Raw genomic sequence first — 16,628 nt, 5'->3', positions numbered from 1 at the left:
TCTACCCAACTCGAAAAGAACGAGTTTGCAAACACAACATCGCAGGAGCTAAACCAATTGATTCTAGAGAGAATCAAGCCGTTCAGGCTAGCTGCTGCGGGATGAAATATAGAATTTCTCTGGCCGCTAGGCAATGGACAAATTATAATGTTTCAGATAAAAAAAACTAATGCTTATTTAGAGAGTACCTATGTCTCGTCGATTACCCCCATTAAACTCGCTAAGAGTGTTTGAAGCCGCTGCTCGACACTTGAGTTTTACGCGCGCTGCAGAAGAGTTGTTTGTTACTCAAGCTGCAGTCAGTCATCAGATTAAAGCGCTTGAAGAATTCTTGTCTTTGAAGTTATTTCGTCGAAGAAATCGCTCTTTGCTGCTGACTGAAGAAGGTCAGAGCTACTTCTTAGACATCAAAGATATTTTTACCTCACTGGCAGAAGCGACGGATAAAGTGCTTGAGCGAAGTGAGAAGGGCGCATTGACCATCAGCTTACCGCCAAGCTTTGCCATTCAATGGTTAGTGCCAAGGCTTGCAGACTTTAATCAGCAAGAACCTGATATCGACGTACGAATTAAAGCCGTTGATATGGATGAAGGCTCGCTGACCGATGACGTAGACGTAGCTATTTATTATGGTCGAGGCAATTGGTCGGGGCTTAGAGCCGATAAGCTTTATCAAGAATACTTGATCCCTCTTTGCTCACCTTCAGTGTTGCTTGGTACCAAACCATTAGAATCTCTAAGCGATTTGGCATGTCATACGCTATTACATGATACTTCTCGAAAGGATTGGAAGCAGTTCGCTAAGCAAAATGGCATCGATGGGGTAAACGTCAATCACGGTCCTATCTTTAGTCACTCAACCATGGTGTTGCAGGCAGCAGCTCACGGCCAAGGTATTGCACTGGGTAACAACGTGTTGGCGCAACCTGAAATCGAAGCGGGTCGTTTGATTGCGCCTTTTGACGAAGTGTTGGTGAGCAAGAATGCCTTCTATGTGGTTTGTCATGAGAAACAAGCCGATATGGGCCGTATCGCCACCTTCCGCGATTGGATGCTGGCGAAAGCGCAAAGTGAACAAGAGGATTTACTCGATGAATAACGTCATCATTGACGGTGAAGACAATCCAATCACCTTTATCTTTGCACATGGCGCTGGCGCAGGTATGGATCATGAATTCATGCAGTCGGTGGCAAAAGGGTTAGCCTTTAAAGGGATACGAGTGATTCGTTTTAATTTCCCTTATATGATTAAACGTGCTGAAGATGGCAAGCGTCGTCCACCTGACAGAGCCCCTAAGCTGCTTGATGCTTACCAAGACATCATTAAGCAGTGCGATGTCGATAAGCTTGTGATTGGCGGTAAATCGATGGGAGGGCGTATGGCGAGCCATTTGTCTGAAGTTGATAAGGTGGCAGCGATGGCCTGTTTAGGCTTTCCTTTCCACCCTCCAGGTAAACCAGAGAAGTACAAAGGTGAGCACTTAGCTGAGTTACAAAAGCCATGTCTTATTTTGCAGGGTGAGCGCGATACCTTTGGTAAGCGTGAAGAGTTTGCTGATTTCGACCTGTCGGATTCTATTCGTGTTGAATTTATCCCAGACGGTGACCACAGCTTTAAGCCTCGTAAGAGCTCTGGTTACACAGAGCTGCAGAATATTGCCTTGACCGTTGAGACTCTGTCAGTGTTTATCAAAGAGGTACTCAATGAGAAGTAAGTATTTACTCACGTTTGCGGGTATCTCTGGCGCGATTGCTGTGATGCTTGGTGCCTTCGCGGCTCATGGGTTGAAAGCTATTTTACCTGAATATCTGCTAGGCGTGTTTGAGACGGGTGTTCAGTATCAGTTTATCCATACTTTGGCGATATTGGCGTGTGGCGCTCTGCTGCAGATGAAACTTGGCGCTAAATCACAAAAATATTTTTTCATTGCGGCAATTTGCTTTATCATCGGCATCCTTTGTTTTAGTGGCAGCCTTTATGGCTTGGCACTGACAGGAATAAAATGGTTTGGCCCTATCACTCCGTTTGGTGGTCTACTATTTATCATTGGTTGGGGAGTCTTCTCCTTCGCTGCTTTGAATATAAAAGAGGTAACTCAGTGAAACACGTACTACTTTATTGTCGCTCTGGTTTTGAAAAAGAATGTGCTGGCGAAATTCAAGACAAGGCAACACAACTGGAAGTGTTTGGTTTTCCTCGCTTAAAGAACAATACAGGCTTTGTATTGTTTGAATGTTATCAAGCAGGCGAAGCCGATAAATTGGTTAAAGAGATCGACTTCCAATCGCTGATCTTTGCTCGTCAAATGATCGCGGTAGCGGTTGAAATCAAAGATCTGCCGACTGATGATCGTATCTCTCCAATTCTTGAGGCGCTTTCTGAGAAAGAAGGTTTCCCACGTTGTGGCGATATCCGTATTGAAACGCCAGACACCAATGAAGCGAAAGAGCTTTTGAAGTTCTGCCGTAAGTTTACCGTGCCAATGCGTCAAGCTATGCGTGGTAAAGGTCTGATGACAGCGAAAGACAATGTTAAGAAGCCTGTGCTTCACTTATGTTTTATCGCTCCGGGTCATTGCTTGGTCGGTTACTCTTACCCAACCAATAACTCACAGTTCTTTATGGGCATTCCTCGTTTGAAGTTCCCATCAGATGCGCCAAGCCGTTCTACATTGAAGCTAGAAGAAGCGTTCCACGTATTCATCCCTCGTGATGAGTGGGATGAGCGTCTTGCTCCAGGTATGTGGGGCGTAGATTTAGGCGCGTGTCCAGGTGGTTGGACTTACCAACTGGTTAAGCGTTCTATGTTCGTTCACTGTGTTGACAACGGCATGATGGCGGACAGCCTAATGGAAACGGGTCAAATCAAGCACCATATGGTAGATGGCTTTAAATTTGAACCTGACCGTAAGAACGTGACTTGGATTATCTGTGACATGGTTGAGAAGCCAGCTCGTGTTGCTCACTTAATGGGTGAGTGGATCATCAAAGGCTGGGCGAAAGAAGCACTGTTCAACCTTAAACTGCCAATGAAAGGCCGTTACGATGAAGTACTGCAGGATATCGAGAACCTTAAACAGTTTCTGATTGATAACAAAGTTAAATTCAAGATGCAGGCGAAGCACCTATACCACGATCGCGAAGAGATCACGGTTCATATTCAGTCGCTTTCGAATATCTCGCCGTACTAATTATTCACTTAAGTGAAAATTTAGTACTGTCAGTGACCAATAAAATGCTCCTTTAAGGGGCATTTTTTGTATCTGCTCATCGCATTATCGGGAGTTAAGAATGAGCTTCGTAGCGAATGTCTTGAAGATTGAAGCCCAAATCGATGTCGGTTTTGAGTGCTGAAACGAGCTTACATACGCGAGCCGATTCAATATGCTCATCGAATTTCTTACGATACTTTTTCGGTAAATCTTCAGCTAGGAATGCCGTTTCTATATCTGGATACGTTGTTAATATCTCTTTGGCCGCTTTTGGTCCAACTCCAGGAATCCCCGGTACTTGGCTTGAGCTAACGCCAGTTAATCCCCAGTAGTCAGCGAGTTGTTCCGGCTTTACACCGAACTCAGCTTCAATAAAGGGCTTGTCTAACCAGCGGTGTTGGAAGTAATCACGGATCTGTAGCGTTGGTGATAACAGTTGGCAATAGCCCTTATCGGTAGAGATTATTGTGACCTTTTCGCCGTGGTCTGCCACTTTCTTAGCGAGTGTTGCTACTAAGTCATCCGCTTCATCACCATCAGATAGCAGTGAATCAATCCCTAATTCCCACCAAGCTTGTTGGATAGCATCAAGGCCTTTCATTAATGGTTCAGGCATCGGCTTGCGGTTTTGCTTGTAGGCAGGAAGGACTTCAGCGCGCCAGCCTCGATCTTGTAAATGATGATCAAATACCGCAATGATATGGGTTGGCTTTGATTCTTTTAGGATGCGATTAAGAGTACGAGCAGTAGTGGTGATGGTTCTTGCAATATCGGTTGGGTCCGGCTGAACAGAGTGAACGCGTCGGATGAGATTCAAAGCATCGATAATAACAAGATGGATAGACATAAGTTTCCACTAAATAGGCAATAAATAAGGGGCTGCTAGCCCCTTATAGTAACGTATCACTTGGTGAGTTGAAACGTTGGCGACGTAAACGTCATGACTTGTTTAGCTTTATGCTTGTGGCCTGTTATCAGTCACTTGTCGTTATTCGCTGCTAGGCATAATTTTATAGCAAGGAACATAGTCAGTGCCACCCGGCAGTTTCATGCGATGTTGTTCAACAAAGTCATTCAGCAGTTGATCCATTTTGGTCATCAGCTCTTTGTCGCCATCAATCAGGAATGGGCCGTGTTTCTCTATCTCTAGAATACCTTCGGCTTTGACGTTACCGGCCACAATGCCAGAAAACGCTTTACGTAGATTAGCCGCAAGGCTTTCTGTTTTCTGGTCCATATGAAGATCAAGTGCCGCCATAGATTCATGTGTCGGATCGAAGGGCAGTTGGAACTCAGGCTCAATATGCAGTGACCAGTTATAGCTATAAGCATCGCCGGTCTCTTTACGGTGAGAACGTACATCTGGCATCGCTTGTTTCATGATTTTCGCTGCGCGTGCTGGATCATCAATCACGATTTCGTAGTGTTTCTGAGCCTCTTCCCCGAGGGTTTCACCGATGAACTTATCGATAGAGCGGAAGTAAGCTTCACTCTCTTTTGAACCCGTTAATACAATCGGCATGGGTTGGTCGACGTTATTTGGGTGCATCATGATCCCTAAGATATACAGCAACTCTTCAGCCGTACCGGGACCACCAGGGAAAATAATGATGCCATGCGCCATACGAACGAATGCCTCAAGACGCTTCTCGATATCTGGCATGATCACCAGTTCGTTCACTATCGGGTTTGGTGGCTCAGCTGCAATGATTGATGGTTCAGTCAACCCTAAGTAACGATGATCAGTATAGCGCTGCTTAGCGTGACCAATAGCCGCGCCTTTCATTGGTCCTTCCATTGCACCTGGTCCACAACCCGTACAGATGTTGAGTTCACGTAGGCCAAGTTCATTACCTACTTCACGAGTATATTGGTATTCAGTGGCGTTAATTGAGTGGCCACCCCAACACACGATCAGGTTAGGTTCGATGCCCGGCGTAAGTGCGCCTGCATTTCTCAAAATACCAAATACGAGGTTGGTAATATGAGTGGCATTAGTCAGGTTGAGCCTTTGGTTGTCTGCAAGATGCATGTTGACGTAGACAATGTCACGCAGCACTGAGAATAGGTGCTCTTGGATACCCTTGATGATTTCTCCATCGACAAAGGCATGCTCTGGTGGGTTGCTCAGTTCGAGCTTGATACCACGCTCACGTCGCACGACTTCAACATCAAACGATTGATACTTGTCGAGCAACTCTTTGGAGTTGTCGGTGTGGCTTCCCGAGTTAAGTACCGCTAACGTACAGTTACGATACAGTTGGTACAGATCACTAGATGCGGTTTTCTTAAGACGCTCAACTTCAAGTTGAGAGAGTAAATCCATGCTACCGGCAGGGCTGATATGAGTGATCATAGTGCCTCCTTGTTGAAAAGAGCAGGGGGACGTTGAAGTGACCCTCTGGCTCGAGAGTGAGAAGCAAACGTTGAAAGTGTTTGGTTAAAGGGGAGAGAGTTAACCAGACGAAACGGTTACGACAGCGTTGCTTAATGGATTATATAATCTTGCTTAACAGTCTATATGCAGGTGCTTAACAGTATATACATGGGTGCTTAATAGCAGATGTATAGATGCTTAAGAGCTAATATAAAATAAATTAAGAGCGTATATACAGCATTGCTTGCCAAGAATGCTTGTTAAGCGAATGTTAATCATTAGCTTAGCAAACATTGAGGGAAATGGTATGTGATAAGTATTTGAAAAAATGAAATAAATTAAATCTAAGGCTGACTTAGTTCCAAACAAGTTGGTTGGTACCGCGTTGCTTTGCTTTGTTTAGCGTCTTATTAAGTCTCTCTAATACTTCTTCAGGCGTATCAGACTCTTTAAACTGAGTACTTGCCGCACACAAGGTAATCGTGATTTGTTGGTCACGGAACTTAAAGGGTAGGCGGCTTACTTGAGCTTGGATGTTTTGAATCACCTGGTGGCAATATTCATCGGTTTGTTCTGGCAACAGCAAGACAAACTCTTCACCAGAAAAGCGAGCCACGGTATCGGTTGTGCCTGCTTCTTTAGTAATAGTTCTCGCGATGATTTTAAGTGCCTTATCACCCGCGGTATAACCAAAGCTGTCGTTGATGGCTTTGAAGTTGTCGATGTCGAGCAGCACTACACGTAGTGAGTGTTGTGCACGAATCCAACGGCGATACTCAAGCTCTAAGCGATCAGTAAAGGCGGTGCGATTGTAAACTTTAGTGAGCGGGTCAAGTAGCATACGCTGAGCCTGATCTTCTAAGCGCTTGCGGTAATCTTGGGTGACTTCATAGAGTGAATCTAACTGAGTCTTTCCATAACTCATTCTCTCTATTAGAGCTTGTTCTTTCTGTTCTGCGTGATTCAGTCTTTCTGAAAGAGAGGCGATTTCAGTGAGTAGCGGATTAATCGTTCGCTTTAAACTATCAATTTCCTTCGCTTTCTCTACAGAGCTCTGGCTCTTAGTGACAAGTTCACTTAACTCAGAGTTAAGGCCTTGGCGGTGCTCAAAGTAACTTTGGCTCTGATCGGCATTTTGGTCTGCCGTTTTGATACTGGAGGCCAGCGAGGAGTTTAGCTGATCGATAAATTGTTCAGACTTCTTACGCTCTAGGTTGGTGCCTTCAATTACCAGTTTGAGGATCTGAAGTGTCAGCTCAAGCAGATTTTGTGTGGAAACACCCAGTAGCAGTTTCGCTCGAATATCGGTAAGCAAATCACCCGATTCACCCTCGAAATCGAGTTCAGTGATCAGATGTTGTAATTCGTTTGATAGGTCGGAAAGGAGTTCTTGTTCCGGAGAATGCGTAACGTCGGCAAAATGAGTGCGTGAGTTATTCGCCATAATCTTAATGGCACGCTCATAAATACCGAGAAGTTTCATGGCATGGTCGACTTTCTGACTGCCATTGCATTCGGAGAAGCTAAGTAAGTTTCGTAGGTCGCGTTTAAGCTGCGCTGGAAGGCCTGTTATGCGTTGCAGCGTTTCCCCACTGTGCTTAATGCTATCGTCCAGATATCCGTTCTGTTTATCCATAGCCAACGTTTTCTGCTTAAGCATCCTTTCTAATACTGCCAGCTTTGGGATCATCGAGCTAATGTCTTTTTGCTTTTCTAGCTCTTCCCGAAGGGCAATGAGGTTTTCATCTAAATGGCTGTTACTGCCAACACATGCGTCACTTAAAGATGTGACGATACGCTTTAGAACTTTTTGTTCTCTAATAAATTTGAACGAGGTGTCTCTTTGCGTCAAACGGACCTGCTCCAACTGAAGTTTCAGCTGGTGGAGTTGCGCCTGAATGTCTTTTTCAAGAATGCCCATAGATGTATTAATTAGCGCCGCGTAGACCGAGCTCGATCATTTTGATGAAATTCCGTTGCATCGATAATAACAAAACTAAAAATAAGGTCACGGCTTGCCGCTCTTAACCGCTCGCAAATCAGTCATCTTTTAGCATTTTTTTGATGTTGTCCTCATTCTGGTATGACGATTGTATCTTTATTAACCCTTGATTAATCGCATGTTTACACGCTTCTCTTATGTTACCCGTTGCAAGGCTCGCTGCGGGCGCATTATCGATAGCCTTTAAGTATACCCATTGACTGCTGCGCTCTTTGAGACTGATCTCACGCGCTAGATTGGTCGACATCAATAACACATCGAGCAGTTCTTGGTCGTTAATTGCAGTGTAAGCACGTGGCAGGAACGGGTAGTCAGCGATGCCCATACGGACTGTTCGGTTGATGTTTCGCTCGGGTTCGAAGTCATTAACCCAAGATTGAATCTTTCTGAACAGGGCTTCAGGTGATAAATCACGGTCAGCGTTGGGCTCGATATAAAGCAGGTTCGCATCCGAGAAATGGTAGACACGAGCTGGGCCTTCAAGCTTAGATTTGAGGAATTCGCCAAAAGCATCTTCGAGTTCGAGACCTGCTTTGTAACCGTTCTGCGTGTACATATTACGTAGGAAAGGTAAGTCAATCATCACGAAGCGTAAACGGTCGTTGAGCGGTTCATGAATCAGTTCACCAAGCTGCCATTGCTCAAAGGTTTGGCTGGTTTGTTCCAAGGAATTTGAGAGTTTCGCATTCAGCATTCTTAGATTAGGAAGCTTAGAACGCGAATGCGTAAAGAGGTCGGTACGCAGTGAATCGACCTCTTTGGCTAAGGTTTGAATGAGGTAGCCTCGGCGCAGCACAAAGAAGAATAAGACAATGCTGAACAAGAATAGGGCAAACGAAATTTTTTGGAACTTACGATGTTCTAGTTTGTATTTCTCTAGCTCTTGCTCTTGGCCTGCATAGTGCAGGGTTTGTTCGGCAAACTCTTTTTGTTGGCGGAATGCGTCTTCCCCAACACGGTTGAGTTTTTGCTGCTCTAAAGAGACAAGGCTGTTGTATTGCTTGAGGTTTGCCAACGCTTGCTGTGGACGACCTGCCTGTTCATAACCCAAAGAGAGTAAATAGTATGAGCGTTGCGACAGGCGCATATTTTCTACCTGTCGCGAGATCTCAAGTGCACGAGTCGCATGCTTGATTACATCTTCGCTTTCTTGCAGGTGGTAAGCTAATCCTGCTGATAATAGCGCGGCACGACCTTCCAGTTTTGGAATGTCGGTGTACTCTAGTAGTTCAAGGGCCCGGGTTAAGTACTGCTCAGCTAGAGGGTAATTATAGAGGCGTAAGTAAGTTGCCGATAGACTTAGACGAATATCGATGACTTGGTGTATATCCCTGTCGGTACTTTCGTGATCAAGAACGTTGAAAAAGTGCACTAGGGCAAGGTTATATTTTCCTTGATAGAAGTACACATCACCCATCTTTTTAAGTACTTGAGCTAATATGGGGGAGTTTTCAAAATTATCATAAAAATCAGCAGCTTGAGAGAGGTGCTCTAATGCTTTATCTAACACCTGGCGCTCAAAGAAAAGTTGCGCAAGTAGGCGGTTAACCTTAGCCAAGCGTGAACTCAGATTGCCTTCTACTGATTTCCAATAGCCATACAGCAACTCAGATAACGCGTGATTGTACTCTTTGTGAGTCAGATAAAATTCACCGACCGTGATGTGGTAGTCGATGGTAACTTTTTCTGAGTAACGCTGATCGAGGTAGGTTTTCGCTTCTTGGTAGAACTTCTCGGCTTCGTCGACCTTATTGTCATAAGAGGCGATATCAGCTTTCAGCATGATCAAACGATAGGTAATACCTTCTGTTAAACGTAAGGTTTTATTCACCGATTCTAGGTTTGCTTCAATACTTGTCAGCTCTGCTGTTGCTGTGGCTGACTTTCTGTCACTCAGCCAAAGTAAGCGAACTTTTAGGATCTGAAGGTCCAGTTTTAAGTAATTAAGCTTATAGGTTTTTGCGAGTTCAGAGGCTTTGTCGATGTTTTTAATCGCAATACGAATGTTGCCTAGGTTGTATTCCGCCTTCGCTAAGATTTTGTAGGCATCGATGCTGCTGTTTGGCGTTCGAATAGAAGAGTCCGTCTCTTCGCGAGAAATCGCCGATGGGCTTTTCTCGCGTTGATCAGAAAGGACACGAAGCGTTAGGTAACTGTTGGCCATTTGTTTTGCTTGGCTTGGCTCGATCTCAACCAAGTTATTGGCTTCATTGAGTAGCGCCGACGAATAAACCGACGCATTGACCGATGTGCTTAAGCTTAAAATAAATAGACTAACAACGTATAACCAACGCATTTCAATGTCCCTTTAAAGATTTGGTAGGTTCAAATAAGTGTGGGTGGGTTCACGCCTGATTATTGGCGAGCCATACGCTTATTGTGGCTTGGTCTATCTTGCTCTGTTGAACGGTATGGATTGATATCCAGACCACCACGACGCGTGTAACGTGCAAACACGGTTAGCTTCGATGGCGCACAGTATTTCATGATGTCAGTGAAGATACGCTCAACACATTGTTCGTGGAATTCATTGTGCTCACGGAAAGAAACTAAATAGCGTAGCAGAGCTTCACGGTCAATTTGCTTACCAGAATATGCGATCTCAACGCTGCCCCAATCCGGTTGGTTGGTGATCAAGCAGTTCGACTTCAATAAGTGGCTATGCAGAGTTTCTTCTACTTCTTGCTCGTCAGCGGCACCTTCAAGCAGTGACGCTTCAAAATCGTAGCTGGTGATTTGGATGTCTTGATTGTCGATACAGTCACCTTCCATCGTCACGATTGGTTGGTTAGTGTAGTCGGTTACTGAGTTTACATTCACAATCACAGGTTCGCCTGCACATGCAGACAAATCTTGGGTCAGGCGCTCAGTGACTTGAGCCCAGTTTTCAAATTGAGTCTGGTTATAGCTGTTTAGGTACAGCTTGAAAGATTTTGATTCAATTAAATTTTGGCTGGTGGCTGGGATGAAAACTTCGCCCACCGCTACTTGTGGTAGGCCGTTGGTGTTTAGCCACGAAAGCTCGTACATCGTCCAAATATCATGACCAACAAAAGGCAGCTCGCCGTTTAGCGCAAGATCATCGCGATTAAGGCTACGAGGTACTGGCTGCAATAAACTTGCATCGTATTGGTTAGAGTACTCAGTTTTTTGGCCAAGGGTTAAACCCGCTAGCTCTTTTGCGTCAGAATATTTGCTCATACTTTCGTTTCAAATTCGATTAGAATGGGGTCGATTTTACTGAATCCCCATTACCCTGTCATTAAGTCATCGCTTAATCGGTGCTGAAAGGGCTCGGATTCTATTTATTATTTTGTGTTTAGGAGATTTTCATGACTCAACGTGCTCAAGACGCACTACTTTCTTTTAGTCAGCGATACGTTGACGCGTGGCAGCAGCAACACCAAAGCTTACCTCGTAATGAGGAGTTGGTGGACATCGTATCGCCATGCGTAGAAGAAAAGAGTGGCGATGTCGTGTTGTGGAAGCACTATCCACGTGAGCAATTTGCGGATTTCACCAACGTTGAAACCGGTATTGAGTTGACTCTGCATGAAGACATTAAGACTTTCTACGGTGCACAATTCAGCGCAGATATGAACGCGACCTTCGATGGTAACGAATTGACTCTGTTACAGATTTGGAGTGATGAAGACTTCGAATGTCTGCAAGAAAACATTTTAGGTCACTTAGTCACTCAGCGTCGTTTAAAGCTAAAACCAACGGTTTTCATTGCCGCGACCGATGCAGAGCTTGATGTTATCTCTATCTGTAATCTGACGGGTAACGTGATCCTAGAGCGCTTAGGCACCAAAAATCGTGATGTACTAGCCGAGACGTTGGCAGAATTTTTAGAAAAGCTACAACCAGCGGTATAAATAGATGTACGTACTAGAGCTTCAATTTGAGTGTTTTGATAACACAACGGTCAGCGCTGTCGATAAGGCAGTTAATGGCTTAATGGATGCACTTCGTTACAACGGACAAGTGTTAGGTCGTGAGTTTCCAATTGTGATGGGCGACGGCGAATTCTATGTTCGCGTTGTGTGCCCTGAGCAAGACAGCTTACACCCACGTAATCATTCAGATTTCGTAAAGGTCTGTTTTGAACGCTTATCAGCTGCGAGTTTATTAGCGCCTAAGATGCGTCTGCTTGGTCGAGATCTGAACTCAGAAGAAGTGGCAGAAGATGAAACGCCAAGTTGGCAGGTGCTATACACGACATTCGTGCATACCTGTTCGCCGCTGCGTAGTGGCGATAGCTTGTTGCCGATCCCTTTGTACCGCAACCCGCCAACCTTCAATGGTGACCATAAAGCCGTGTTGAAATGGCAGACAGAATGGCAAGCCTGTGATGAAGTACAAATGGGCGGTGGTTGTCGAGCTGAACATGCAACCTTAACCGAGATCAGTGATACCAAAAGCGTATTATTCAAACGCGGCTGGGGTTTAAGAGGGCGCATTGAGTACCTCACTAAGATCCCAACGTATTACTACTTATACCGTGTCGGTGGCATTAGCCTAAAAGCTGAAAAAGAGCGTAAATGCCCGCAATGTGATGGTGAATGGCTGCTTGATGCGCCTATTCACGATATTTTCTATTTCAAGTGTGATGACTGCCGATTGGTGTCAAACATCTCTTGGGATCACCTGAAGTAACCCTTCTGTGGTTATTTAAACGTCATATTTTAGATATCGGAGTATTACTTAAGTGCTCCGATATCGATTTCCCCTTTTATATTAATCGTTTACCATCCTGTTTTATTACTCGATTTCGCGACTCACAAGCTATCTTTTCCCAATCTTTATTCCCCCTAATTGTTAACTACTGTTCCCCCAAGTAGGTACAGAACGTGATATTTCCCTCTTTCTGTAGCTCCAACGTATTCATAGAAATAATCCAACACCCATCAACTTTTAGTTACCTCAATAGTTAGCCTGATCACAATAATCAATCAGTTCTCTTTCAATTTATATTCTTCTCAATATAAATGGGATCGATCCCATGGGAATGTTCCCATTTATAAAAACAACCTGATTCTAGATCTGAAAGGAATGGACGATGAAACTGTTACCTATTGCTGCTGCACTCTCTACTGCTTTACTTGCCCCTAATTTATACGCTGATGAAACCACGCCATTGGAGTTCAATGGTTACATGCGCGGAGGCGTTGGCCTGAGTAATGAAGGCGGCTCAAACAGCAAGTGGGAAGTGAGTAAAGTTGGCCGACTCGGCAACGAAAATGACCTGTATGGTGAGTTTGGTTTTAAGAAAGAGGTGTATGCAGAGGACGACGTTTCATTTTTAGTTGATTCCATGTTGTCGTACTGGCAAGGCCAAGATGAAAACGCGGCGGATAAAAGCGTGGATGTGGTGCAATTGAATGTTCAGGCGGTGGGGCTTTTTGAAGATAAGGACATTGGGATTTGGGCGGGTGAGCGCTACTACCAACGTCATGATGTGCACATCGTTGATAACTATTACTGGGATGTCAGTGGTATTGGTGCCGGTGTTGAACACATCAATATGGGCCCAGGTAAACTATCGGTAGCTTTGATTCAAGACACCGTTACGGGTGATGTATTTGATGGCAAAGAAACCACAGCCATGATTGCTGATATACGTTATGCGGGCATTCCATTGTGGAACAATGCGGATCTTGAGGTCGGTATTGATATGAACTTCGCCAATGAAAAGCAAGGTCAAACGGTGGATGCGGATGACAGTGTAATGCTAACCGCGAGCTTGAATCAAAACCTATCAGGCGGTTTCAACAAAACCATTCTACAGGTTGCTAACTCTGGTTATGCCGAGCAGATGACAACCTTTGGTACCGGTAAGGGGATCGTACGTGATGCAAGTAATAATGACGCCGAGGGCTTCCGATTGATTAACTGGGGCGTGCTTGCGATTGGCGAGAACATCGAGTTTGGCCACACTGTTCGTTATGCAGCATCAACCGGTGTTGGCGCCAATAATAGCGATGATGATTCTTTTAGTGCGGTCATTCGCCCGCTTTACAAGTGGGACAAGCGTATGCGTACCATTCTTGAAATTGGTGGCTTTGTTGAAACTATCGATAACAAAGATGGGGCGGGTGGTAAATTCACAATCGCTCAGGCTTGGGTTCCACAAGTGGGTTTCTGGTCTCGTCCTGAATTCCGTATCTTTGCTACTTATCTAAACGATGCTGAAAATGACAATGCCTTCGGTGAAGGTAAAAACAGTGAAATGAGCGTTGGTATGCAAGTGGAAGCTTGGTGGTAAGTCGAACTTTCTTGTAAATCCTAACCAATAAAAAAGGGGCTGACGCTATGTCAGCCCCTTCGGGTATTTATAGATTGCTGTAGTTTAGTTGATTACCAACCTTTAACTACGCCACCTTGGAAGATATCAGAAGCTGCTTTGTACACTTCTTCAGTTTGGTAAGCTTTTACGAAGTTCTGTACATTTTCAGCGTTTAGGTTATCTTCACGAGAAACGATTAGGTTTACGTATGGAGAATCTTTGTCTTCAACGAAGATACCGTCTTTTTGCGGAGTCAGGTTGATAGAGCTCGCGTAAGTTGTGTTGATGATAGACAGTGCAACATCATCAAGAGAGCGTGGCAGTTGTGCTGCGTCTAGTTCAACAATTGTTAGGTTCTTAGGGTTCTTAACGATGTCACGAACTGTTGCTAGAAGACCTGCACCTTCACGAAGCTCAAGAAGACCTTGTTGCTCAAGAAGAAGTAGAGAACGACCTAGGTTTGTTGGATCATTTGGTACCGCAATACGAGCACCGTCTTGGATTTCGTCTACAGATTTCACTTCTTTAGAGTAACCCGCAATTGGGTAAACAAACGTGTTGCCAGCAATAGTTAGCTTGTAACCACGGTCAGCCACTTGCTGATCTAGGTACGGTGCGTGTTGGAATGCGTTGATGTCGATAGAGCCGTCATCCAGTGCTGCGTTTGGTGTTACGTAATCTGTGAAAGTTACTAGTTCAACATCTAGGCCGTACTGCTCTTTTGCTACTTTAGCTGCAACTTCAGCAACTTGTGCTTCAGCACCTGCCATTACGCCAACTTTTACTTTAGAAGTGTCGACTTCTTTGTCACCACAACCTGCTAGTACTAGCGCTGATGCCGCTGCTGCGATAGTCAGTAAACCTTTAAGGTTAAATTTCATAATAATCTCCTTTTAATAACTCTATTTAATTTGGTTCAGATGACGTTACGTCTTTTAATAACTCGTTATTGATCAATAGCTTGGTATTAATGCATAACGCTGTCAGTTTTTATCTGTGGTCAACGCGGCGAACTAATGAATCACCGATTGATTGAATAATTTGTACCAGTACAATCAACATCACTACCGTCACAGCCATGATGGTCACATCATAACGGTGGAATCCGTAACGAATCGCGACATCACCTAGGCCACCACCACCAACAGTTCCTGCCATTGCTGAGTAGCTCACAAGCGTTACTAATGTAATCGTTACTGAGTTGATGATAGTCGGTAGCGCTTCAGGAAGCAGAACCTTATTGATGATTTGTGTTGGTGTTGCGCCCATTGATTGAGCTGCTTCCACTAGACCTGTTGGTACTTCTAGTAGTGCACTTTCGATAAGTCGAGCCACGAATGGGATAGCGCCAATCGTCAATGGAACAATCGCTGCTGTTGTACCAATGAAGGTACCAATCAGCATCTTAGTCAATGGGATAATCGCAACCATCAATACTAAGAAAGGCACTGAACGGCCCACGTTCACAACCGCACCGAGAATTTTGTTTAGCTTGGTGTTCTCTAACAGACCACCTTTTTTAGTCGTATGTAGAATCACGCCTAATGGGATACCGACAGCGAAGCCAACAATGCCCGCTACAGCAACCATGTAAAGGGTTTCGCCTGTTGCGCCTAATAGAAGGTTACCGTTAAGGCTGATCCAGTCAGCAATCTCGTTGAAACTAAAGGACATAGCCAAGTACCTCTACTTTTACATTGTTGTCGCGTAGGAATTGAATAGCAGCATTATCATCGGCTTCATTACCGAACAGTTCAGCAACCATCATGCCGAATTTAACGCCGCCAGCGTAATCCAGGTCTGAGCTTAAGATGCTGACATCGATGTTGAACTTACGTGCGATTTGCGTCATCAGCGGAGCATCGACCGTTGCGCCAGTAAACTCAAGGCGTACCAGCGGGTAGCTGCTGTTTACGCGAGTTTCTTGCAAGCGCGCTTGATAATCTTCAGGAATCGTAAGATCCAAGGTTGAGCGAATAAATTGATGTGCCAGTTCTGTCTTAGGGTGTGCAAAGATGTCACCGACAGTCCCTTTCTCTACCAATTCACCACCGCCAATGATCGCTACTTCGTGACAGATGCTTTTAACCACATCCATTTCATGAGTAATCAGTAGGATAGTGATACTCAACTTACGGTTGATTTCACGTAGTAGCTCAAGAATAGATTGAGTCGTTGCTGGATCTAGCGCACTGGTCGCTTCATCACATAGCAATACTTTTGGGTCTGACGCTAGCGCACGAGCAATTGCGACACGCTGCTTTTGACCACCACTTAAGTTCGCAGGGTAGGTATCACGCTTATCCGATAGACCAACAAGCTCAAGTAGTTCACTCACTTTCGCTTCAATCGCAGCTTTATCTCTACCAGCAAGCTCTAAAGGCAGTGCTACGTTGTTAAATACAGTACGAGAAGACAGCAGATTGAAGTGTTGGAAGATCATACCGATGTTACGACGAGCTTCGCTGAGTTCTGATTTGCTGAGTTTTGTCAGGTCAATACCGTCAACAATCACTTCACCTGAGGTCGGGGCTTCCAACATATTTACACAACGGATCAGGGTACTTTTGCCTGCACCTGAAGAGCCGATAACTCCAAAGATTTGACCTTGAGGTATGTGAAGGTTGATATCGATTAAGGCATTGATTTCTTTAGTGCCTTGATAAAAAACCTTGTTGACTTGATTCACTTTAATCATAGAGAAACCCGTGCAGGTGGAACAGAATAATATGTCGATAGCTCGCTCGA

General features: G+C 44.7%; 15 protein-coding genes. 7 read left to right on the top strand and 8 right to left on the bottom strand.

Annotation, left to right across the window (positions count from 1 at the left end; all coding sequences use genetic code 11):
* The first annotated feature begins 190 nt into the window (after positions 1 to 190).
* The 4 genes from AC3CIA_RS12295 to rlmM are packed head-to-tail and all read left to right on the top strand — an operon-like array spanning position 191 to position 3,191.
* Positions 191 to 1,099, top strand: a complete 909-nt coding sequence (locus AC3CIA_RS12295) for a transcriptional regulator GcvA (RefSeq protein ID WP_017080068.1) — start codon at positions 191 to 193, stop codon at positions 1,097 to 1,099.
* Positions 1,092 to 1,715: an alpha/beta fold hydrolase gene (locus AC3CIA_RS12290; protein WP_146454821.1), complete on the top strand. Its 624-nt coding sequence runs from the start codon at positions 1,092 to 1,094 to the stop codon at positions 1,713 to 1,715. The genes AC3CIA_RS12295 and AC3CIA_RS12290 overlap by 8 nt, the downstream gene beginning before the upstream one ends.
* On the top strand, positions 1,705 to 2,103 hold the full coding sequence (locus AC3CIA_RS12285) for a DUF423 domain-containing protein (protein ID WP_004734382.1): 399 nt from the start codon (positions 1,705 to 1,707) through the stop codon (positions 2,101 to 2,103). Before AC3CIA_RS12290 ends, AC3CIA_RS12285 begins: the two co-directional genes overlap by 11 nt.
* Positions 2,100 to 3,191 carry a 23S rRNA (cytidine(2498)-2'-O)-methyltransferase RlmM gene (rlmM, locus tag AC3CIA_RS12280; protein WP_029225208.1) on the top strand — a complete coding sequence of 364 codons (1,092 nt, stop codon included), beginning with the start codon at positions 2,100 to 2,102 and terminating at the stop codon, positions 3,189 to 3,191. Before AC3CIA_RS12285 ends, rlmM begins: the two co-directional genes overlap by 4 nt.
* A gap of 94 nt (positions 3,192 to 3,285) precedes the next feature.
* On the opposite strand, the gene xni is transcribed toward rlmM, so the two are convergent.
* The 5 genes from xni to queF all read right to left on the bottom strand — a co-directional run bounded on the left by xni (position 3,286) and on the right by queF (position 10,792).
* A complete protein-coding gene (gene xni / locus AC3CIA_RS12275; RefSeq protein WP_065205054.1) occupies positions 3,286 to 4,059 on the bottom strand; it encodes a flap endonuclease Xni in 774 nt (257 codons plus the stop codon).
* Positions 4,060 to 4,200: 141 nt separating this feature from the next.
* Positions 4,201 to 5,568, bottom strand: coding sequence for a nucleotide 5'-monophosphate nucleosidase PpnN (gene ppnN, locus AC3CIA_RS12270; protein WP_004734386.1), 1,368 nt, complete (start codon positions 5,566 to 5,568; stop codon positions 4,201 to 4,203).
* Positions 5,569 to 5,944: 376 nt separating this feature from the next.
* Positions 5,945 to 7,510, bottom strand: coding sequence for a GGDEF domain-containing protein (locus AC3CIA_RS12265; protein ID WP_171329155.1), 1,566 nt, complete (start codon positions 7,508 to 7,510; stop codon positions 5,945 to 5,947).
* 118 nt (positions 7,511 to 7,628) lie between these two features.
* Positions 7,629 to 9,887 carry a tetratricopeptide repeat protein gene (locus tag AC3CIA_RS12260; protein ID WP_017080074.1) on the bottom strand — a complete coding sequence of 753 codons (2,259 nt, stop codon included), beginning with the start codon at positions 9,885 to 9,887 and terminating at the stop codon, positions 7,629 to 7,631.
* A gap of 59 nt (positions 9,888 to 9,946) precedes the next feature.
* A complete protein-coding gene (gene queF, locus AC3CIA_RS12255) occupies positions 9,947 to 10,792 on the bottom strand; it encodes an NADPH-dependent 7-cyano-7-deazaguanine reductase QueF (RefSeq protein ID WP_488518175.1) in 846 nt (281 codons plus the stop codon).
* Between the two features lie 131 nt (positions 10,793 to 10,923).
* On the opposite strand from queF, the gene syd reads away from it, so the two are divergent.
* The 3 genes from syd (at position 10,924) to AC3CIA_RS12240 (ending at position 13,859) form a co-directional block, all read left to right on the top strand.
* Positions 10,924 to 11,469, top strand: a complete 546-nt coding sequence (gene syd, locus AC3CIA_RS12250; protein ID WP_065205051.1) for a SecY-interacting protein — start codon at positions 10,924 to 10,926, stop codon at positions 11,467 to 11,469.
* A gap of 4 nt (positions 11,470 to 11,473) precedes the next feature.
* Positions 11,474 to 12,250: a Zn-ribbon-containing protein gene (locus AC3CIA_RS12245; protein ID WP_065205050.1), complete on the top strand. Its 777-nt coding sequence runs from the start codon at positions 11,474 to 11,476 to the stop codon at positions 12,248 to 12,250.
* A 403-nt stretch (positions 12,251 to 12,653) separates the two neighbouring features.
* Positions 12,654 to 13,859, top strand: coding sequence for a carbohydrate porin (locus AC3CIA_RS12240; RefSeq protein ID WP_488518174.1), 1,206 nt, complete (start codon positions 12,654 to 12,656; stop codon positions 13,857 to 13,859).
* Between the two features lie 92 nt (positions 13,860 to 13,951).
* Here the strand turns inward: AC3CIA_RS12240 and AC3CIA_RS12235 are convergent, their stop codons facing one another.
* The 3 genes from AC3CIA_RS12235 to metN form a co-directional block, all read right to left on the bottom strand.
* A complete protein-coding gene (locus AC3CIA_RS12235) occupies positions 13,952 to 14,761 on the bottom strand; it encodes a MetQ/NlpA family lipoprotein (RefSeq protein ID WP_017106288.1) in 810 nt (269 codons plus the stop codon).
* Between the two features lie 109 nt (positions 14,762 to 14,870).
* The gene (locus AC3CIA_RS12230) at positions 14,871 to 15,554 is read right to left on the bottom strand and encodes a methionine ABC transporter permease (protein ID WP_004734372.1); all 684 of its coding nucleotides are present in this window, start codon (positions 15,552 to 15,554) and stop codon (positions 14,871 to 14,873) included.
* Positions 15,544 to 16,578 carry a methionine ABC transporter ATP-binding protein MetN gene (metN, locus tag AC3CIA_RS12225; protein ID WP_139684084.1) on the bottom strand — a complete coding sequence of 345 codons (1,035 nt, stop codon included), beginning with the start codon at positions 16,576 to 16,578 and terminating at the stop codon, positions 15,544 to 15,546. Before metN ends, AC3CIA_RS12230 begins: the two co-directional genes overlap by 11 nt.
* Positions 16,579 to 16,628: the final 50 nt, after the last annotated feature.

The sequence above is a fragment of the Vibrio sp. QJM3NY_27 genome (assembly GCF_057785955.1).
Note: the sequence above shows the minus strand (reverse complement) of the source record. Positions and strands in the feature narration are given on the sequence as shown.